This window comes from Rhizobium sp. UGM030330-04 (assembly GCF_003208455.1).
GTDB lineage: Bacteria > Pseudomonadota > Alphaproteobacteria > Rhizobiales > Rhizobiaceae > Agrobacterium > Agrobacterium rhizogenes_A.
The window spans coordinates 298,960-314,814 of sequence record NZ_QKML01000005.1; the positions used below are offsets into that span (position 1 = coordinate 298,960).

At 60.9% G+C, this 15,855-nt stretch carries 13 protein-coding genes; 4 read left to right on the forward strand and 9 right to left on the reverse strand.

The window, feature by feature from the left end:
• Positions 1-212: 212 nt before the first annotated feature.
• The 3 genes from N434_RS10340 to pepN form a co-directional block, all read right to left on the reverse strand.
• On the reverse strand, positions 213-2,549 hold the full coding sequence (locus N434_RS10340; protein WP_110757548.1) for a PAS domain-containing sensor histidine kinase: 2,337 nt from the start codon (positions 2,547-2,549) through the stop codon (positions 213-215).
• Between the two features lie 239 nt (positions 2,550-2,788).
• On the reverse strand, positions 2,789-3,109 hold the full coding sequence (locus N434_RS10345; protein ID WP_065115222.1) for a carboxymuconolactone decarboxylase family protein: 321 nt from the start codon (positions 3,107-3,109) through the stop codon (positions 2,789-2,791).
• A 135-nt stretch (positions 3,110-3,244) separates the two neighbouring features.
• Entirely contained in the window at positions 3,245-5,893 is a 2,649-nt protein-coding gene (gene pepN, locus N434_RS10350) for an aminopeptidase N (RefSeq protein WP_110757550.1), read from the reverse strand.
• Positions 5,894-6,396: 503 nt separating this feature from the next.
• Between pepN and N434_RS10355 the strand changes: the two genes are divergently transcribed.
• The gene (locus N434_RS10355; protein WP_110757552.1) at positions 6,397-7,335 is read left to right on the forward strand and encodes a DMT family transporter; all 939 of its coding nucleotides are present in this window, start codon (positions 6,397-6,399) and stop codon (positions 7,333-7,335) included.
• A gap of 379 nt (positions 7,336-7,714) precedes the next feature.
• Here N434_RS10355 and N434_RS25755 read toward each other — a convergent pair whose 3' ends face one another.
• The 3 genes from N434_RS25755 to N434_RS10375 all read right to left on the reverse strand — a co-directional run bounded on the left by N434_RS25755 (position 7,715) and on the right by N434_RS10375 (position 10,308).
• Positions 7,715-7,906, reverse strand: a complete 192-nt coding sequence (locus tag N434_RS25755) for a hypothetical protein (protein ID WP_003509784.1) — start codon at positions 7,904-7,906, stop codon at positions 7,715-7,717.
• A gap of 151 nt (positions 7,907-8,057) precedes the next feature.
• Positions 8,058-8,966: a uracil-DNA glycosylase gene (locus N434_RS10370; protein ID WP_110757556.1), complete on the reverse strand. Its 909-nt coding sequence runs from the start codon at positions 8,964-8,966 to the stop codon at positions 8,058-8,060.
• Between the two features lie 43 nt (positions 8,967-9,009).
• Entirely contained in the window at positions 9,010-10,308 is a 1,299-nt protein-coding gene (locus N434_RS10375; protein ID WP_065116168.1) for an Hsp70 family protein, read from the reverse strand.
• Positions 10,309-10,808: 500 nt separating this feature from the next.
• Between N434_RS10375 and N434_RS10380 the strand changes: the two genes are divergently transcribed.
• Complete coding sequence (locus tag N434_RS10380) at positions 10,809-11,714, forward strand: sensor domain-containing diguanylate cyclase (RefSeq protein ID WP_077767794.1); 906 nt, start codon at positions 10,809-10,811, stop codon at positions 11,712-11,714.
• Positions 11,715-11,727: 13 nt separating this feature from the next.
• Here N434_RS10380 and N434_RS10385 read toward each other — a convergent pair whose 3' ends face one another.
• Positions 11,728-12,516: an SDR family oxidoreductase gene (locus tag N434_RS10385; RefSeq protein WP_065115228.1), complete on the reverse strand. Its 789-nt coding sequence runs from the start codon at positions 12,514-12,516 to the stop codon at positions 11,728-11,730.
• A gap of 80 nt (positions 12,517-12,596) precedes the next feature.
• Between N434_RS10385 and N434_RS10390 the strand changes: the two genes are divergently transcribed.
• Positions 12,597-13,517, forward strand: a complete 921-nt coding sequence (locus N434_RS10390) for a cation diffusion facilitator family transporter (RefSeq protein WP_110757558.1) — start codon at positions 12,597-12,599, stop codon at positions 13,515-13,517.
• A 287-nt stretch (positions 13,518-13,804) separates the two neighbouring features.
• Positions 13,805-14,569: an isocitrate lyase/PEP mutase family protein gene (locus N434_RS10395; protein WP_110757560.1), complete on the forward strand. Its 765-nt coding sequence runs from the start codon at positions 13,805-13,807 to the stop codon at positions 14,567-14,569.
• A gap of 39 nt (positions 14,570-14,608) precedes the next feature.
• Here N434_RS10395 and N434_RS10400 read toward each other — a convergent pair whose 3' ends face one another.
• Positions 14,609-15,112 (reverse strand): thioesterase family protein, encoded by a 504-nt coding sequence (locus N434_RS10400; RefSeq protein WP_210206044.1) that lies wholly within the window; start codon positions 15,110-15,112, stop codon positions 14,609-14,611.
• Positions 15,109-15,855 (reverse strand): class I SAM-dependent methyltransferase, encoded by a 747-nt coding sequence (locus N434_RS10405; RefSeq protein WP_110757562.1) that lies wholly within the window; start codon positions 15,853-15,855, stop codon positions 15,109-15,111. The genes N434_RS10400 and N434_RS10405 overlap by 4 nt, the downstream gene beginning before the upstream one ends.

Genomic DNA, 15,855 nt, shown 5'->3' on the forward strand with positions numbered 1-15,855 from the left:
CGATACCCCCCTCTGCCCTGCCGGGCATCTCCCCCTCAAGGGGGGAGATCAGCTGGGAGCTAACGCTCGCTCATTCGCAACGTTGGAGATGGACTGAAGAGTGCCGCGTATCGATCTCCCCCCTTGAGGGGGAGATGCCCGGCAGGGCAGAGGGGGGTACTGCGCGCTCCGCCAATACTTATTGCAGGATGGTCAGCGCGTCCGACGCCAACTCAATGCACCGTCCCGCAGCACCCCGCCGTATGCGGAATGATGATCGTCACCACCGTGCCACGGCCCTCACACGAGCGGATTTTCATCGTCCCGCCATGCAGCTTCACCAGCGAGCGTGAAATCGCCAGCCCAAGGCCGGAGCCGCCCTGGCTCTTGGCATATTGGCTCTGCACCTGCTCAAAGGGCTGACCGATCTTTTCCAAAGCCTGGGTGGGAATGCCGATGCCGGTATCGGCGATGGTGAGGATCATCGCGGCCTCGTGCACATGGGTGCGCAGCGCGATGCGGCCGCCATCGCCGGTGAATTTCACGGCGTTTGACAGAAGATTGAGCATGATCTGCTTCATGGCGCGGCGGTCGCCCTGCATGGTCAGCCCGGCGCAGACCTTCTGCTGAACGGTGATGTTCTTCTGTTCGGCCTGAATGGCGGTGAGACGCAGGGTTTCCTCGATCAGCGGCGCGAGATCGATGGTCTCGCGGTTGATGCGCATATGGCCCGCCTCGATCTTCGACATGTCGAGAATATCGTTGATGACGTTCAAGAGGTGTTTGCCGCTGTCATGGATATCGCGGGCATATTCGGAATATTTCGGCGAGCCGACCGGCCCGAACATCTCGTTTTGCAGGATTTCGGAAAAGCCGAGAATGGCGTTGAGCGGCGTGCGCAGCTCATGGCTCATATTGGCGAGGAATTCGGATTTCGCCCGGTTGGCGGCCTGGGCGCGCTCTTTTTCGGCGAGGTAATTGGCGTTGGCGTCGGAAAGCTCGGTCTTCTGCCGCTCCAGCTTGTGCTGCGAGGCGGAGAGGTCGCCGATGGTCGCCATCAGCCGGCGCTCGGAATCGCGCAGCCGTTCCTGATGGCGTTTCAGCAGGGTGATATCGGTGCCGACCGAAACGAGGCCGCCGTCATGGGTGCGGCGCTCGTTGATCTGCAGCCAGCGATCATCGGCCAGCTGCACTTCCGTGGTGCGCGACAGGCCGGACTGGTCGGGGTCCGCAACCCGCCGCTCCACCACCGGGCGCGCCGCCGCCGCATGCACGGTGCTTTTCTCGGTGCCGGCCACCAGCACGCTATCAGGCAGGCCATAAGCCTTTTGGTAGTGGGTGTTGCACATCACGAGGCGGTCGTTCTTGTCCCACAGCACGAAGGCTTCCGAGGTGGATTCGATTGCGTCGGCAAGGCGCTGGTCGGCCTCGGCGTAACGCTGGGCGAGGCGGTGCTGTTCGGTGACGTCCATGGCGATGCCGATGACGCGCGGGCCGTTATTGGTGCGGATGACCTGGGCGCGGGCGCGCAGCCAGACATAGTGGCCCTTGGCGTGGCGCATGCGGAAAATCTGGTCGATCTGGCGCAGATTGCCGCAACCCACCGCACGGGCCAGTTCATAGAGATTACCGTCTTCGGAATGCATCATTCGGGCCGCATCGGAAAAGGACAGTGGTGCAGCCTTGGGCGGCATGCCCAGAATTTCGTAAAGCGAGCCGGACCAGAACATGCGGCGCGAGGAAAGATCGAAATCCCACAGGCCACAGCGGCCGCGCGACAGCGCCGTTTCCACCCGCAGGTTGGATTCGGCGAAAATGTCGTCAGCGTCGCGGGCGCGCTTCACCTGCATGTAATAGGCGTAGAGCACCACGAGCAGGATCGAGGAGATGCCGGCAAACAACGTGACGTTCATGGCGATTTCGCTGCGCCAGAAGGAGCGGATCGGCTGCAGCGAACGCGCAGCGATCACCATCGCGCCATCATCGCCGAAGGGGATCATCGTCGCATAATGCTGCTGGCCGTCAATGTTGGTCTCGATGGTGCCGGGTGCGCCGGGAAAACGCTGGACGATGGCGATTTCGGGAAGCAAAGCGGGCAGCGATGTGCCGATATAGAGCATCGCTTCCTTGCCGGCGCCGGCGAAAATCCGGCCATTGCTGCCGGAGAGCAGCACCATGGTGCCATCGGCAAGGCTGCCGGAGGGTAGCGCCGAAACGAGGCTTGCCTCTGCGCGGGCGCGGTCCTGCGCGGGAAAGACGGTGCCGTCGTTGAGAAGTGCCGCCTTGGCGGTCAGCGCCGTCAGCGCCGTGGAGTGGCGGGCGGCCTCTTCCATGCGGCTGTATTCGGCAACGATGCCGAGCATGCGCGAGGCCGCGACGACGACAAGGAAAGCAAGGATGAGAATGGGGATCAGGCGCTTCAGCAGGGTCTCGACCTGCGGTGCCGGGCGATCGGAGCCATTCATCAAACCCATCAGGTCGCTGGAGAGCCTTTCGCCCCAGGCCGCAAGATCAGAAAATTTGGCATACGGCCGCTCATCGCCCGCAGTCGCCCGCCGCACGTTCGTCATTGTCCCGCCTTTTAGATGTCCCCAGTGATTCGAAGCGCCGCCGCTCGAATATCTCCAATGAATCAAATGCGATTCGCCGTGTCCAGAGGCAAAAGTTAAAAGAATTTTAACCCCTTGAACCGACTCCGTATTTTTTCGGGACGGTTTGTTTCCGCTCTGCCAAAACCGGGAATAATGAGTGAAATCAGTGAGCCGGCAGTCCAATGCCGGCTATTGCGTGGCGCGGGTGGAAGCGTGTTTCAGGTGCCGTCAAAGGCCTCGAGGGCAGGGCCGAGAGCGCTGATGACGCCATTGCCCGCAGCCGGCAGACCGGTCAGCACCGCGCTGATGATATCCTCACGGCTTGCGCCGCGCGCCCTGGCTTCCATGACATGAAAGCCGATGCCGCTTTCAAGGCGCAGGGCGGCCAGAATGCCGATATAGATCAGGCTTTGGGTCTTTCGATCGAGCGTGGACGCCATACCGAGACCCTGCACGGCTTGAAGCCATGCGGCACTGTGGGTGGGAGCGTCAGTCGTGAAGCGCGCAAATGAAGCGCTGGTCCTGGACATGTCGGTCATCTGCAATCCTTTCTGGTTCGGGGCCGCTTGCGGCCGCTCCAAACCATCATGTTGCGCAATGCGTTACGCCGCCTTGATGGATATCAAGACGGCGTTTTGGCATGTCCGGAATATTGGCGGAGCGCAAGTGCGGGTTCAGCCCTTCAGGATGCGCCCGACAATGTCGCTCACATCCGTGGACAGGCCCTTCGCATCGGCAATGGTCGAAAGTGCCGCCCGGGCGTGTTCGGCGCGGCTTGCCTCCAGAGACCGCCATGAACGCATGGAGGTGAGAATGCGCGCGGCAAGCTGCGGGTTGCGTTTGTCGATGGCGATGATCTGTTCCGCCAGGAACCGATAGGCGGCGCCGTCAGCGCGGTGGAAGCCGGTGGGGTTGGCGAAGGCAAGCGTGCCCACCAGCGAACGCACCCGGTTCGGATTGGTGGCGATGAAATGTTTCGATTTCATCAGCGCCTTGATGCGATCAAGCGCGCCGTCGCCGGGAATGGCGGCCTGCAGCGAAAACCACTTGTCGAGGACAAGCGCATTGTCGGCAAAGCGCGTTTCGAAGGCGGCGAGCGCTTCTTTCGTCTCGGCGCTGTCGGGGAAACGCTGGGTCAGTACGCCGAGCGCATGGGCGAGATCGGTCATGTTGGTGGCGTCGGCATAGGCTTTCGCCGCGCGTTCCGGTGTCTCCTCGGCAAAGGCGAGGTAGGTCAATGCGCCGTTGCGCAGCAAGCGGCGTCCGGCGCTGTCCGCATCCGGGCTATAGGCGTCGCTGTCACCCGCATCGCCCGCAAGCCGCCGCAGGGTTTCAAGCCCGGCTGTCGCCACCGCCTTGATCGTGGCGTTGCGCGCCTTGTGAATGGCGTCCGGATCGGTATTGCCGCCCAGTTCACGGGCAATATCCGTCTCGCTCGGCAGCGCCAGCGCCTGTGCGCGGAAAGCGGGCTCAAGCCCATCATTGCCGATGATTTCGATAAGCGTCGCGGTGAGGTCCGCATCCGTGCGGATCTCTTCACCGTTCTGCACCGCCTTGGTGGCGGCAATCAGCACCGGCAGGGAGAGATCGGTGAGCGCCTGGAAACGGGCGAACATGTCAGTCTCATGCCGGGCGATCTGCACCAGATCGGCCGCGCTCTGTTCGAAATGCATGTTGACCGGCGCGGAGAAGCTGCGGTTGATCGACAGAACCGGCCGTGAGGAAATACCGGAGAAGGAAAATGTCTGATTGCGCCCGGTAAGGTGCAATACACCATTGCGGTACTCACCGCCTTCGACGGCCTGCGGTTCGGCGATCTGGCCGTTGTCGAGGATCAGCGCCAGCGACAACGGGATGTGCCGCGGCTGCTTCACCGGCTGGCCGGGTGTCTGTGTGGTGGTCTGTTCCAGCGTCAGGCTGAACGTGGCTTTGCCCGTGTCGTAAGCGGCGGAGACGGAGACCAGCGGCGTGCCGGCCTCGGTGTACCACAGCGAAAACTGCGAAAGATCGCGGCCGCTGGCATCGGCAAAGCTCTTGACGAAATCCTCAACCGTCGCCGCTTCGCCGTCATGACGTTCGAAATAAAGGTCCATGCCCTTCTTGAAATCGTCAGCACCGAGGATCGTCGCGATCATGCGGGTGACTTCGGCACCCTTTTCATAAACGGTCGTCGTGTAGAAATTGTTGATTTCGCGGTAGGTATCGGGACGCGGCGGATGCGCCAGCGGACCGGAATCCTCCGGAAACTGCTCCGATTTCAGGTGGCGCACATCGGCAATGCGCTTGACGGGGCGCGAGCGCATGTCGGCGGAAAATTCCTGATCGCGATAGACCGTCAGGCCTTCCTTCAGGCACAGCTGGAACCAGTCGCGGCAGGTAATGCGGTTGCCGGTCCAGTTGTGGAAATATTCATGCGCGATGATGCGCTCGATATTGGCGTAATCCGCGTCAGAGGCGGTTTCCGGATCGGCCAGCACGAATTTGTCGTTGAAGACGTTGAGACCCTTGTTCTCCATCGCTCCCATGTTGAAATCGGATACGGCGACGATCATGAAGATATCGAGGTCGTATTCGCGGCCGAAACGCTCTTCGTCCCATTTCATCGAACGCTTCAGCGCGTCCATGGCATAGGCCGCACGCGGCTCCTTGCCGTGCTCGACATAAATCTTCAGCGCCACTTCGCGACCGGACATGGTGGTGAAGGTGTCTTCCACCACGCCGAGATCGCCGGCGACGAGTGCGAAGAGATAGCTGGGTTTCGGATGCGGATCGAACCAGGCCGCGAAGTGCCGGCCTTCGTCGTAATTGCCGCCGCCGAGGAAATTGCCGTTCGACAGGAGCAGCGGATTGCCTTCCTTCGCCGCAATGATCGTCACCGTGTAGGGCGCCAGAACATCGGGACGGTCGGGGAAATAGGTGATGCGGCGGAAACCTTCCGCCTCGCATTGGGTGCAATAAACGCCATTGGTGCGATAAAGCCCCATCAGCTGCGTATTGACCTGCGGATTGATGTAATTGGTGATGCAGATTTCGAAAGGCGTCTCCGCTGGCAGGTCGCGGATCGTCAGGCTGTCGGGCGTCGCCTCATATTGGCCGGCGGGAACCTCCACCTGGTCGAGCAGCAGGCTGGAAAGCGTCAGCTCGTCGCCATCGAGAACCAGAGGGGCCTGCCGCTCAGTGCCTTCGCGCCGGTGAAAGATCAGACGGGCTTCGACCTTGGTATTCCTGGGGTCGAGTTCGAAGGTGAGATCCACCCGCTCCAGAACGAAATCGGTGGGGCGGTAATCTGCCAGGTGAACGATCTGGCCCGTGTCTGTTCGCATGACTGTTCCTGAATAACTTAGCGTGGTCTTCCCGGCATCATGTCGCCATAAGTCCCGGATGTAAAATGGGTAGAGTATTCGTCACGTTCATGTGCGCGTCGGAGGACGTTCTGTCCCGCCATGGAAGGCTTTTCCGGCCATGCAGACGATCCTCCCCGCCGCCGGACCCATGGACCTTCGCAGCAAATGTTGAACGATTGCTGAAATTATATTTTATTTTCTTCAAATTTTAGCGCGTGTCGTTTTTGGTCTGACGCAATACAAATATTCTCCTTTCGTCATTCTGGCTCAAGGCCGGAATCGCGGGAGGAGAGGCTTAGAAAACGGGAAAGCAATCCCTTGCCGTCACCAAATCAACCGAATTCATGAGTGAATAACATTTTTTGATGTAAAGGGCGGATGGAATGCTCTAGCGTTGCGCAAATCCAATTCCCCTGCGTCGTCCTCCCCGCATGAAAAATATCCTGATGGCGTGTTTGCGCAGCCGATATGAGTAACTGCCAATGAACGCCGAACCGACCAATCCCTTCCGCGGGATCAGCATGAAGCTGATTTCGGTCGGCTTGTTTCTGGTCATGCAGACCTGTATCAAGGCCGCCGGTCCCGATGTGCCGGCCGGCCAGATCACCTTCTTCCGTTCCGCCTTCGCGATTATCCCGATTGTCGTTTATCTCGCATGGCTGCAGGCGCTGACCAGCGCGCTGCATACCAACAATCTTCTCGGCCATTTCAAGCGCGGTTTTCTTGGCATTCTGTCCATGGCCTGCGGCTTTTACGGGCTGACCATGCTGCCGCTGCCGGAATTCATCGCCATCGGTTATGCCTCACCGCTTCTCGCCGTCGTCTTCGCCGCCTTCATCCTGCATGAGAAGGTGCGCATCTATCGCTGGAGCGCGGTTTTTGTCGGCATGATGGGCGTGCTGGTGATCCTGTGGCCGAAGATGACGCTTCTGCGGGAAGGCGGTTTCGCCGCTGGCGAGGGGCTGGGGGCGATTGCCGTGCTGTGTGGCGCGGCGCTGGGCGGGCTGGCGATGATCCAGGTGCGGCAATTGGTCGATACCGAAAAAACGCCGACCATCGTGCTTTATTTTTCGCTCACCGCTACCCTGCTGTCGCTCGTCAGCGTTCCCTTCGGCTGGAGCGCGCTGAGCATGACGCAGGCCATGCTGCTGATTACCAGCGGCATCTGCGGCGGCGTTGCGCAGATTTTCCTGACGGAGAGCTACCGCCATGCCGAAGTCTCGGTCATCGCACCCTTCGAATACAGCTCCATCGTCTTCGGAATTGCGGTCTCCTACATTCTGTTTGGAGACATTCCCACGGTGACAATGCTGATCGGCACGGCGATCGTTATCCTCGCCGGCATCTTCATCATCTTCCGCGAGCATCAGCTGGGTCTGGCAAGACGGGCGGCCCGCAAAGCCTCTACGCCGCAGGGGTGAAGTCGCCATTCCCCCGATATGTTCCGTTGAAGTTGATGGCGACGGGTATTTCTTCTCTCGGCGTCATCCTCGGGCTTGTCCCGAGGATCTGTCAACGTTTTGATTTTGTTGAGGTGATTAGATCCTCGGGTCAAGCCCGAGGATGATGTCGCGGGAAACATTCGTCCCTTGCGCCCTCAATTTCGATGTCATGAGCGTGCAGAAATCTGAACCGGACAACACTACGAAAAGCCCGAGGATGACGTCAGAGTATTTGGCAAGGTTCTTAACCTCGCCGTCTCTCTCAGCAAAACCCGCAAAAGCAAAAGGCGCCTTCCCGAAGAAAGACGCCAGCGCGCAATCATATCTGTGGACCAGCGCTAGACTGGCCTGAGTGCTCTCAGCGCTCGCGGAAATCCGCAAAGACAGCCGAAGGACGCGTCACGCGGACCTGCTGCATGGCAGCGCGTGCGGTCATTTGTTCGTTTGCGGCAGCGCCGAAACGATGGTAGCCCTGACTGGAGCGTGGGCCGAGGCCCGCCAGACGGAGCGTTTCAAAGCCGGAATGTACCGGACGGAAGCGAGTGGTCATTGCCTTGGTTCCTTAAACCGAATTCCTCCCAAGACATGGCCGTATATCGCAGCGCAGCATGGATTCGGCAAGCTGGCTAAATGCGCCGCTGTTATGCGCATTGTGCATGGCTTTTTTCATAATTCGTTTACATTGAGCAAGAATAAGGCAGTCAGCCTTCGGCAATCTTTGCCTGAAAAGCTAATAAATCCTGCCATGCCAATGACTTGCTGGCTGGCGCATTCAAGAGTTCCTGCGGATGCAGGCTGGCCAGAGCTGGCAAAATCAGGTGTCCGGCTGCGACATCACGCCACTGTCCGCGCAGCGTATGGATCGTGCCGGTGCCGCCGAAGAAGAAACGTGCGGTGAAGTTGCCGAGAAGCAACAGGTGTTTTGGCTCGGCAAGGGCGATCTGGCGCTCGATGAAGGGGCGGCAGATATCCATCTCCGCCTGCGTCGGCGGGCGGTTGCCCGGCGGGCGCCAGGGCACGACATTACCGAGCATGATGGTGCTGCGCTCAAGGCCGATGGCCGCCAGCATCCGGTCGAGCAAAAGGCCGGTCCTGCCGGCAAAGGGCAGGCCTTCACGGTCGTCATCGGCGTCAGGCATGGGGCCGATGACCATGATGGCGGAAGCGGGGTCGCCATCTGCAAAGATCGTATTGCGGGCGCTGTTTTTCAGATTGCAGCCGCTGAAGCCCTCAAGGGCGGTTTTCAGCTCTGTCAGCGACCTTGCGCTTTCGGCCGCAAAACGCGCCGCCGCCACGGCCTGTTCGTCCGGCATGGCAACATTCTGCTGCACCGCCGGGGCCGTTGGCGCGCCGCGTGCCGGCGTCTGGCGTTTCGGCTGCGGCGACTGTTGAGAGTATGGGTCCGCGGCCCGTTCCGCCGTGGGCTGGCTAGGCTGGCGTGCTGCTGCGCCCGTCTCCTGGCCCGGTTGCGGCCGGGCAGGGCGGGCGGCGGCGAATTCGGCGAAACGGTCGACCGGCTGGTTTTCCAGCAGCCAGTCCACGCCCGCATCCGCATGGAAATGCAGAAGGGCGGCGAGTTCGGCCGGGGAGAGGTCGTGGGCGGCGATCATGGGCGGAAATTACCCCATGTTCCCCGCCCGGGGAACCCGTAAATCACGCTGTCCAGCGCTGAATGTCGCCGCTTTCGCCGATCATGGCGAGACCATGGGCAATCGAGAGCAGCTCGCCGCCGCTTTCGATCCGGTCGGCATCGAAACGGCGGGTGAAAAGCTCGCGCACGGCCGGCACGAAGGAGGTGCCGCCGGTGAGGAAGACCTTGTCGATTGCATCCGGAGCGACCTGTGTCTTCTCCAGAACCTCGTCCAGCGCATCCTCGATCCTGGCGAGGTCTTCGGTGATCCAGCTGTTGAAATCGCTGCGTTTCACCATTTTGCGCCCGGCCTTGCCGAGCGGCGCGAAGTTGAATTCCGCCTCTTCAGCCGAGGAAAGCGCCATCTTGGTGGCGGAGATCGCCTGATAGAGCGGATAACCCTCATCGTGATCCACGAGATCGACGAAGAGTTCGAGCTTTTCCGGTTCCAGCGCCGAGCGCACCAGCGATTTCAGGTCGGTGAATTCCTTCGAGGTCTTGAAGATCGACAGCTGGTTCCAGCGGCCGAAATTCACGTAATAGCCCGAGGGCACATCCAGAACCTTGTCGAAGCTTTTGAACTTGCTGCCCTTGCCGATTTCCGGCGAGACCAGATTGTCGATCATGCGGAAGTCGAAATGGTCGCCCGCTACGCCGACGCCGGAATGGCCGATAGGGGTGGCGGAAAGCTTGCCGGCATGGGTCTCGAAGCGGATCAGCGAATAGTCCGTCGTGCCGCCGCCGAAATCCGCCACCAGCACATTGGCGTCCTTCTTCAGGCTCTGGGCGAAATAATAAGCGGCCGCCACCGGTTCGTAGACATAGTGGATGTCCGGGAACCCGGCCCGCGTCAGCGCCTCGTTGTAGCGGGCAAGCGCGAGTGCCTCGTCCGGATTGTTGCCGGCGAACCGCACCGGCCGGCCGGCGATGACGGTCGAGACGTCGCCCGGCCATTCATCCCCCGCATAGGTTTTCAGCTTGCGCAGGAACACGTCCATCAGATCCTCGAAGCTCTGGCGCTTGGCGAAGATCAGCGTGCCCTGAAACAGCGGCGAGGCCGCGAATGTCTTGATCGACTGCAGGAAACGGCAGTCCCCGGCATTGTCGATGAATTGCCGGATGGCGGCGTGGCCCGCTTCCACATGCAACGCGGCGGCACCCAGGCCCGCATCCTTCATGAAGGAGAGCGCCGTGCGCATGCTGTCATCCGTGCCGGCGCTGCTGGTGAAACGCATGGAGCGGCTATCGCCGCCACCGTTGGAAAGAGCCATGACCGTATTGGTCGTGCCGAAATCGAGGCCAAGTGCCCGCTTTTGCGTCATCGCCATATCCTTGTCGCCGATAGAGATATTCGCCCGGCCCTTGGGCGGCCCGGCGTGAAAATAAGGGATGCCCTTGGCGTCCCGATGTCAGAGGAGGGCGGTTGATTGCACAAGGCAGATGGAATGGCAAGCGCCGGCCCGCCGTTTTCCAGCCAAACGCTGCCGGACGGCTTGCCCCGTTTGCCCCTCGAGGCAGGCCGGGAAGCGGTTGCGAGGGGGACGGATGGTAAACGATTTTCCATGCGCTGATGCAGGAACGCGATTGTTTTCTACAATATTTTTAGGGATTTTTGCTTATGATGGTGAAAGTGTGAAGTTTAGATGACAATGGAGACAGTCGGATTCATATATAACAGGACAATTATACTAATATCGCAAAAATCTTATATTAAATTTCCACCTGTTATCCTCCCAACCCGGAAAACTCGATGCCCAACAAGATGGTTAGTTCCCCCTTCGAAGATGTGTCGCTGGACTGTTCCGGCTCGGTGCGGGGCGAGATGGCGGTTTTTAACCGGCAGCTTCTCAACCTCATGGAGGCATCGCAACAGGGTTATGCGCTTTTTGACGGCAGCGACGAATTGCGTTTCGCCAATACGGCGTTTCGCAAGGCGCTCGGCATCGGACCGGATGATTTCCAGAGCTGGGTGGAGCTGATGCGTAACGGCTACCGCAGCTCCACCGGCACCGCCATCGAAACCTCCGATTTCGAACTCTGGCTGCGTTCCGCCAAAACGCGGCGCGGCAAGCTGCCCTTCCGCACCATAGAGACCGGTCTCAATGACGGGCGCTGGGTGCTGACGACTGAAACGACTTTGCCGGGCGGCTGGATGCTGTGTGTCGTCACCGATATTTCCGAACTCGGCATCGAATTGCGCGATCTCAGGCAGGAGCGCGACAGGGCGTTGAAGTCGGCGCTGAGCGACGAACTGACCGGTCTCGGCAACCGCCGCTACGCCATGGATAGCCTCAATCACATGCTCGGCCCCAACAAGGCGCAGGCGCTCGCCGTCATCATCATGGATATCGATCATTTCAAGTCGGTGAACGACCGCTTCGGACATGCCTGCGGTGATCTGGTCCTCAAGGATTTCGCCGCCCGGCTTTCCGCGAGCGTCGGCCGCGACGATCTTGTGGGCCGGATCGGCGGGGAGGAGTTTTTGCTGGTCCTCAGCGGTTCGCGGATGCATAGCGCCGAGACCGTCATGCGGGGGCTGCTGTCGTCGCTGGCGGATGCATCACCACTCGGGGACATGCCGGATTTCCGCTACAGCTGCTCGGCCGGTATCGCCTTTGCCAATCCCGGCGAGAGCGCCAGCGATGTTCTGCGCCGCGCCGACACGGCCCTTTACGAAGCCAAGAATACCGGCCGAAACCGCTTCGTGATCTACGAAGCGGCCCGGTAGCCGCGTTGCGGCCTCAGTTCGATTTCGCGGCGCCGCCATCCACGCGCAGCATGGTGCCGGTGATGTAGCTTGCCGGCACCGAGCAGAGGAAGGCGCCGGCGGCGGCGAATTCCTCCACCGTGCCGAGGCGGCCGGCGGGAATGCTCTTGACGGAAGCCTCGCGGATTTCCTCGACGCTTTTGCCCAGGCGCTTGGCGTTGGCGCCGTCCAGCTCGTCGATGCGGTCGGTGTGAATGCGGCCGGGCAGAAGCAGGTTGGAAGTGATGCCGAAACCGGCCACTTCGGTGGACAGCGTCTTGCTCCAGCCCACCAGCGCGCCACGCAGCGTGTTGGACAGCGCCAGATTGGCGATCGGCTCGAACACGCCGGAGGAGGCGACGGTCAGGATGCGGCCAAAACCCTGTTCCTTCATCTGCGGCAGCAGCGCATTGGTAAGGGTGATGACGCGCAGCACCATCGACTGGAAGAAGGTATCCAGTTTCTCACCCGTCATCTCCTGTGCGAGACCCGGCGTCGGGCCGCCGGTATTGTTGACGAGAATATCGATGCCGCCGAGCTTGTCCTTGACGGCCTGAACCATGGCCTCGACGAAGTTGTCGTCGGCGAGATCACCCCAGACCCAGTCGGCCTTGCCCTTGCCGAGCGCGTTGATGGCCTTGCAATTCGCTTCCAGCTTTTCGCCGCTTCTGCCGACGAGGAGAACATGTGCGCCTTCCTTGGCGAGCGCCGTGGCGATGCCCAGCCCAAGGCCGCGAGAAGAGGCGAGAACGAGGGCGCGTTTGCCGGAAATGCCGAAATCCATGGGGTTTGTCCTGTCTTGTGAGTGCCGTATGTGCTGTTTATAGGAAGGTGGCGTCCGGTTTTGAAGGTCAAATACACGTCATGACAGAACAATCTCTGCTGAAATTCTCCATCGCCGTCACGGTTGTGCTGGCGCTCTTCGGCATTGGCGCGGGCCTGTTCTCCGGTTCCTTCGCGGTGGTTTTCGACGGTGTTTATGCCCTGACTGATGCTTTCATGACGGTTCTGGCGCTGCTCGTGGCACGGTTGATTACCGCCTCCGCCGCGCCAAGACCGGGTGGCAGGCTGGTGGAACGTTTCACCATGGGTTTCTGGCATCTGGAGCCGATGGTGCTCGGCCTCAACGGCACGCTTCTGATGGGCGCGGCGATCTATGCGCTGATCAATGCCGTCGACAGCCTGATGGATGGCGGCAGGGCGATCGAGTTCGACTACGCCATCATCGTCACCTTCGTCAGCTTCGCCGTCTCGCTCGCCATGGCATGGTTCGTCAAAAGGCAGAACCGCAGGCTGAAATCCGCTTTCGTGGCGCTGGATGCCAAAAGCTGGCTGATGAGCGCGCTGTTGAGCGTGGCGCTCTTCATCGCCTTCGCCATCGGTTACGGGCTGACGGGAACGGCGCAGGCATGGCTCTCTCCCTATGTCGACCCGGCCGTGCTGGTGCTGGTCTGCCTCGTCATCATCCCCATGCCGCTCGGCAATGTGAAACAGGCGCTGGCCGATATTCTTCTGGTCACACCGCTGGAATTCAAGCAGCACGTGGACCGGGTGGCGGCCGAGACGGTGCAGAAATTCGGCTTCTCCTCGCATTATTCCTATGTGGCGCGCGTCGGCCGGGGCCGGCAGATCGAACTTTTCTTCATCGTCCCGAAGAACTGGCCCGCCCGGCGTCTGGAGGAATGGGATGCGATCCGTGACGAGATCGGCGACGCACTCGGCGGCGAGGGAACGGATCGGTGGCTGACCATCGTTTTCACCACCGATGAGGAGTGGGCGATCTGAATGGTGTCGGCTGGCCCGGAAGGGTCATGCCGGTGATCCTGAAGTTGGCGTCGGAGCGCTGGTTTTCGCAGTCGGTCCACACCGGTTCGCTGTCTGGCCGAGGATGGGTCGTCGTGCGATCGGTTTCGTGCGATATCTGGAAATAAAGAAATCGACGCCCGAAAATCGGCGGTCGCAACGCGCGGCCGGTGTTAGCAGTGTCCGGGTTGTTGCGGCGGCCTCAGGCGCCTGTAACGACTGACTGGACGAGCGAAAGCTCAGCAATATCGATCACAGGAGAGACCGCGATGAACAGTCAAATCGAACGTGCGGAAATATTCCGCAGCTTGCACATTCCGGGCGACCCGATCGTCCTTTACAACATCTGGGATGCGGGAAGCGCAGTCGCCGTTGCACGCGGCGGGGCGAAGGCGGTGGCGACCGGAAGCTGGTCTGTCGCAGCGGCACAGGGTTATTCGGATGGGGAGGAAATGCCGCTGGATGACGCGCTCTCGGTTGTCGCGCGCATAACGAAATGTGTGGACCTGCCTCTCACTGTGGATTTTGAAGGTGGTTATGCAAATGATCCCGCCGCCGTCAGGCAGAATGTGGGCCGTCTGCTTGCCCTCGGCGTCATCGGCTTGAACTTCGAGGACCAGGTGGTGCACGGCGACGGCCTGCATGGCATCGATCATCAGTCGGATCGGCTTCGGGCTGTTCGCAGCGCGGCAAGCGATGCGGGTGTCCCGGCTTTCATCAATGCGAGAACGGATGTGTTTCTCAAGGCCGCCGAAGGTGTCGATCACGCGTCCTTGCTGGACGAAGCATTCGCCCGCGAGTCCGCTTATGCCGCAGCGGGGGCCGATGGCTTCTTCGTGCCGGGGCTGAAGGATAAAAAGCTGATAGAAAAAATATGCAGGCAGGCGAGCCTTCCGATCAACGTCATGACGTCGGGGGACGTGGAGGAGGTTCGCGCATTGGCGGAGCTCGGCGTGGCCCGGATCAGCTTCGGACCCGCACCTTATGTCGAAGTCAGCCGCGATCTTGAAAGCCGCGCGCGCATTTTCGCCTGAGAAACGGTCCGCATCGGACGTGGCCGGCAGATGCCCGCCTTATCCCCTTTGGGGAACGGGCAGGCCGAGCGTTGCCAGAACCACGGCCGCTGCCGGTCCCGGAGAAGCCGTCATCGCTGCGGACTTCTCCCCCAGTTTCTTCATGAAGCGGTCGATATCGACGATGGCGCGCCGATGGGTTCCCTCGCCGATCAGTCCCGCCTCGTCGCGGCAGGTCACCCTGAAAAGAAGCGATTTTCCCTCGATTTCGGTCAGCTCGATTTCGGCGGTAACCGTCATCCCGACGGCCGTTGCCGCGACGTGGCTGACATCGACATGCGTGCCGACAGTGCGTTGCCGCGCATCAAGGAAGGGCCGCAGGCCCCGCACACATGTCTCTTCGATGAAGGCAATCATGATTGCGGTGGCCAGAACCGGCGGCATGTCGCGAAAGCCCGGCCAGGAATCGTCGATCTCCGGCACGGTGTGAAGCGGCGCGACCAGCAGGCGCTCGACATGGCGCAGTCCGACAGCGAGCGGCGGCGGCGTGGCAGGCTGGTTCATATCGTCCCCAATCGCATGTTGATCGGCCATGAAACCGGCAGCTTGCGCGCCGGGTCGCCCCAGAGGGCCGAGATATCGTGCACGAAACTTTCCAGAATGTCGTCGCGGCCTGCCTCATTGACACGCCGGACGGCCGACCAGGTCGACAGATAGCCCAGAAACTCCCCCAGCTCCCAGACACGATCGATCGTCATGTCGGGGTAGGGCATCTCCTCGAACGGAAACTCGATCTCGGCATATCCGGAATCGACAAGCTTGCGTTCCGGCGGCCAGTAGGGGCCGATTTCGTCGCGGTAGAATCTGTCGAATCGATCCTGCAGCTCTGAAGGCGCAAGTTGCATGACGCCGTAGCTGACCAGCGCGATGAGTGCGCCGTTTTCGGCGATGCGCCGCACCTCGGCGTAAAAACGCGGCAGGTCGAACCAGTGGGCCGCCTGTGCCGCCGTGATCAGGCTCGCGCTTTTCTCCGGCAGCGGCAGCTGTTCCGCGGGGGCGCAGAGATAGTCGATATTGCCATGCCGGCGCGCATTCGCGATCTGGTCCGCGCTGGGATCGATGCCGATCACACTGTTGAAATGGTCCGCGAGCTGCCGCGTCAGCTGCCCGTTTCCGCACCCGACATCGACGGCCAAGCCGCGTGCATCCACCATCTGCGCCAGAAACCGCGCAAGCCCCGCCGGATATTCCGGTCTGAACAATGCATAGGCGCTGCCGCCCGTATCGAACCAGTTTTGCGCTGTCAT

Coding starts and splice junctions, on each gene's coding strand:
- N434_RS10340 (WP_110757548.1), bottom strand. CDS start 2,549: ATGACGAACGTGCGGCGGGCGACTGCGGGCGATGAGCGGCCGTATGCC.
- N434_RS25755 (WP_003509784.1), bottom strand. CDS start 7,906: ATGACCACTCGCTTCCGTCCGGTACATTCCGGCTTTGAAACGCTCCGT.
- pepN (WP_110757550.1), bottom strand. CDS start 5,893: ATGCGAACAGACACGGGCCAGATCGTTCACCTGGCAGATTACCGCCCC.
- N434_RS10375 (WP_065116168.1), bottom strand. CDS start 10,308: ATGACGCAAAAGCGGGCACTTGGCCTCGATTTCGGCACGACCAATACG.
- N434_RS10405 (WP_110757562.1), bottom strand. CDS start 15,855: ATGACAGCGCAAAACTGGTTCGATACGGGCGGCAGCGCCTATGCATTG.
- N434_RS10380 (WP_077767794.1), top strand. CDS start 10,809: ATGGCGGTTTTTAACCGGCAGCTTCTCAACCTCATGGAGGCATCGCAA.
- N434_RS10395 (WP_110757560.1), top strand. CDS start 13,805: ATGAACAGTCAAATCGAACGTGCGGAAATATTCCGCAGCTTGCACATT.
- N434_RS10370 (WP_110757556.1), bottom strand. CDS start 8,966: ATGATCGCCGCCCACGACCTCTCCCCGGCCGAACTCGCCGCCCTTCTG.
- N434_RS10390 (WP_110757558.1), top strand. CDS start 12,597: ATGACAGAACAATCTCTGCTGAAATTCTCCATCGCCGTCACGGTTGTG.
- N434_RS10385 (WP_065115228.1), bottom strand. CDS start 12,516: ATGGATTTCGGCATTTCCGGCAAACGCGCCCTCGTTCTCGCCTCTTCT.
- N434_RS10345 (WP_065115222.1), bottom strand. CDS start 3,109: ATGACCGACATGTCCAGGACCAGCGCTTCATTTGCGCGCTTCACGACT.
- N434_RS10355 (WP_110757552.1), top strand. CDS start 6,397: ATGAACGCCGAACCGACCAATCCCTTCCGCGGGATCAGCATGAAGCTG.
- N434_RS10400 (WP_210206044.1), bottom strand. CDS start 15,112: ATGAACCAGCCTGCCACGCCGCCGCCGCTCGCTGTCGGACTGCGCCAT.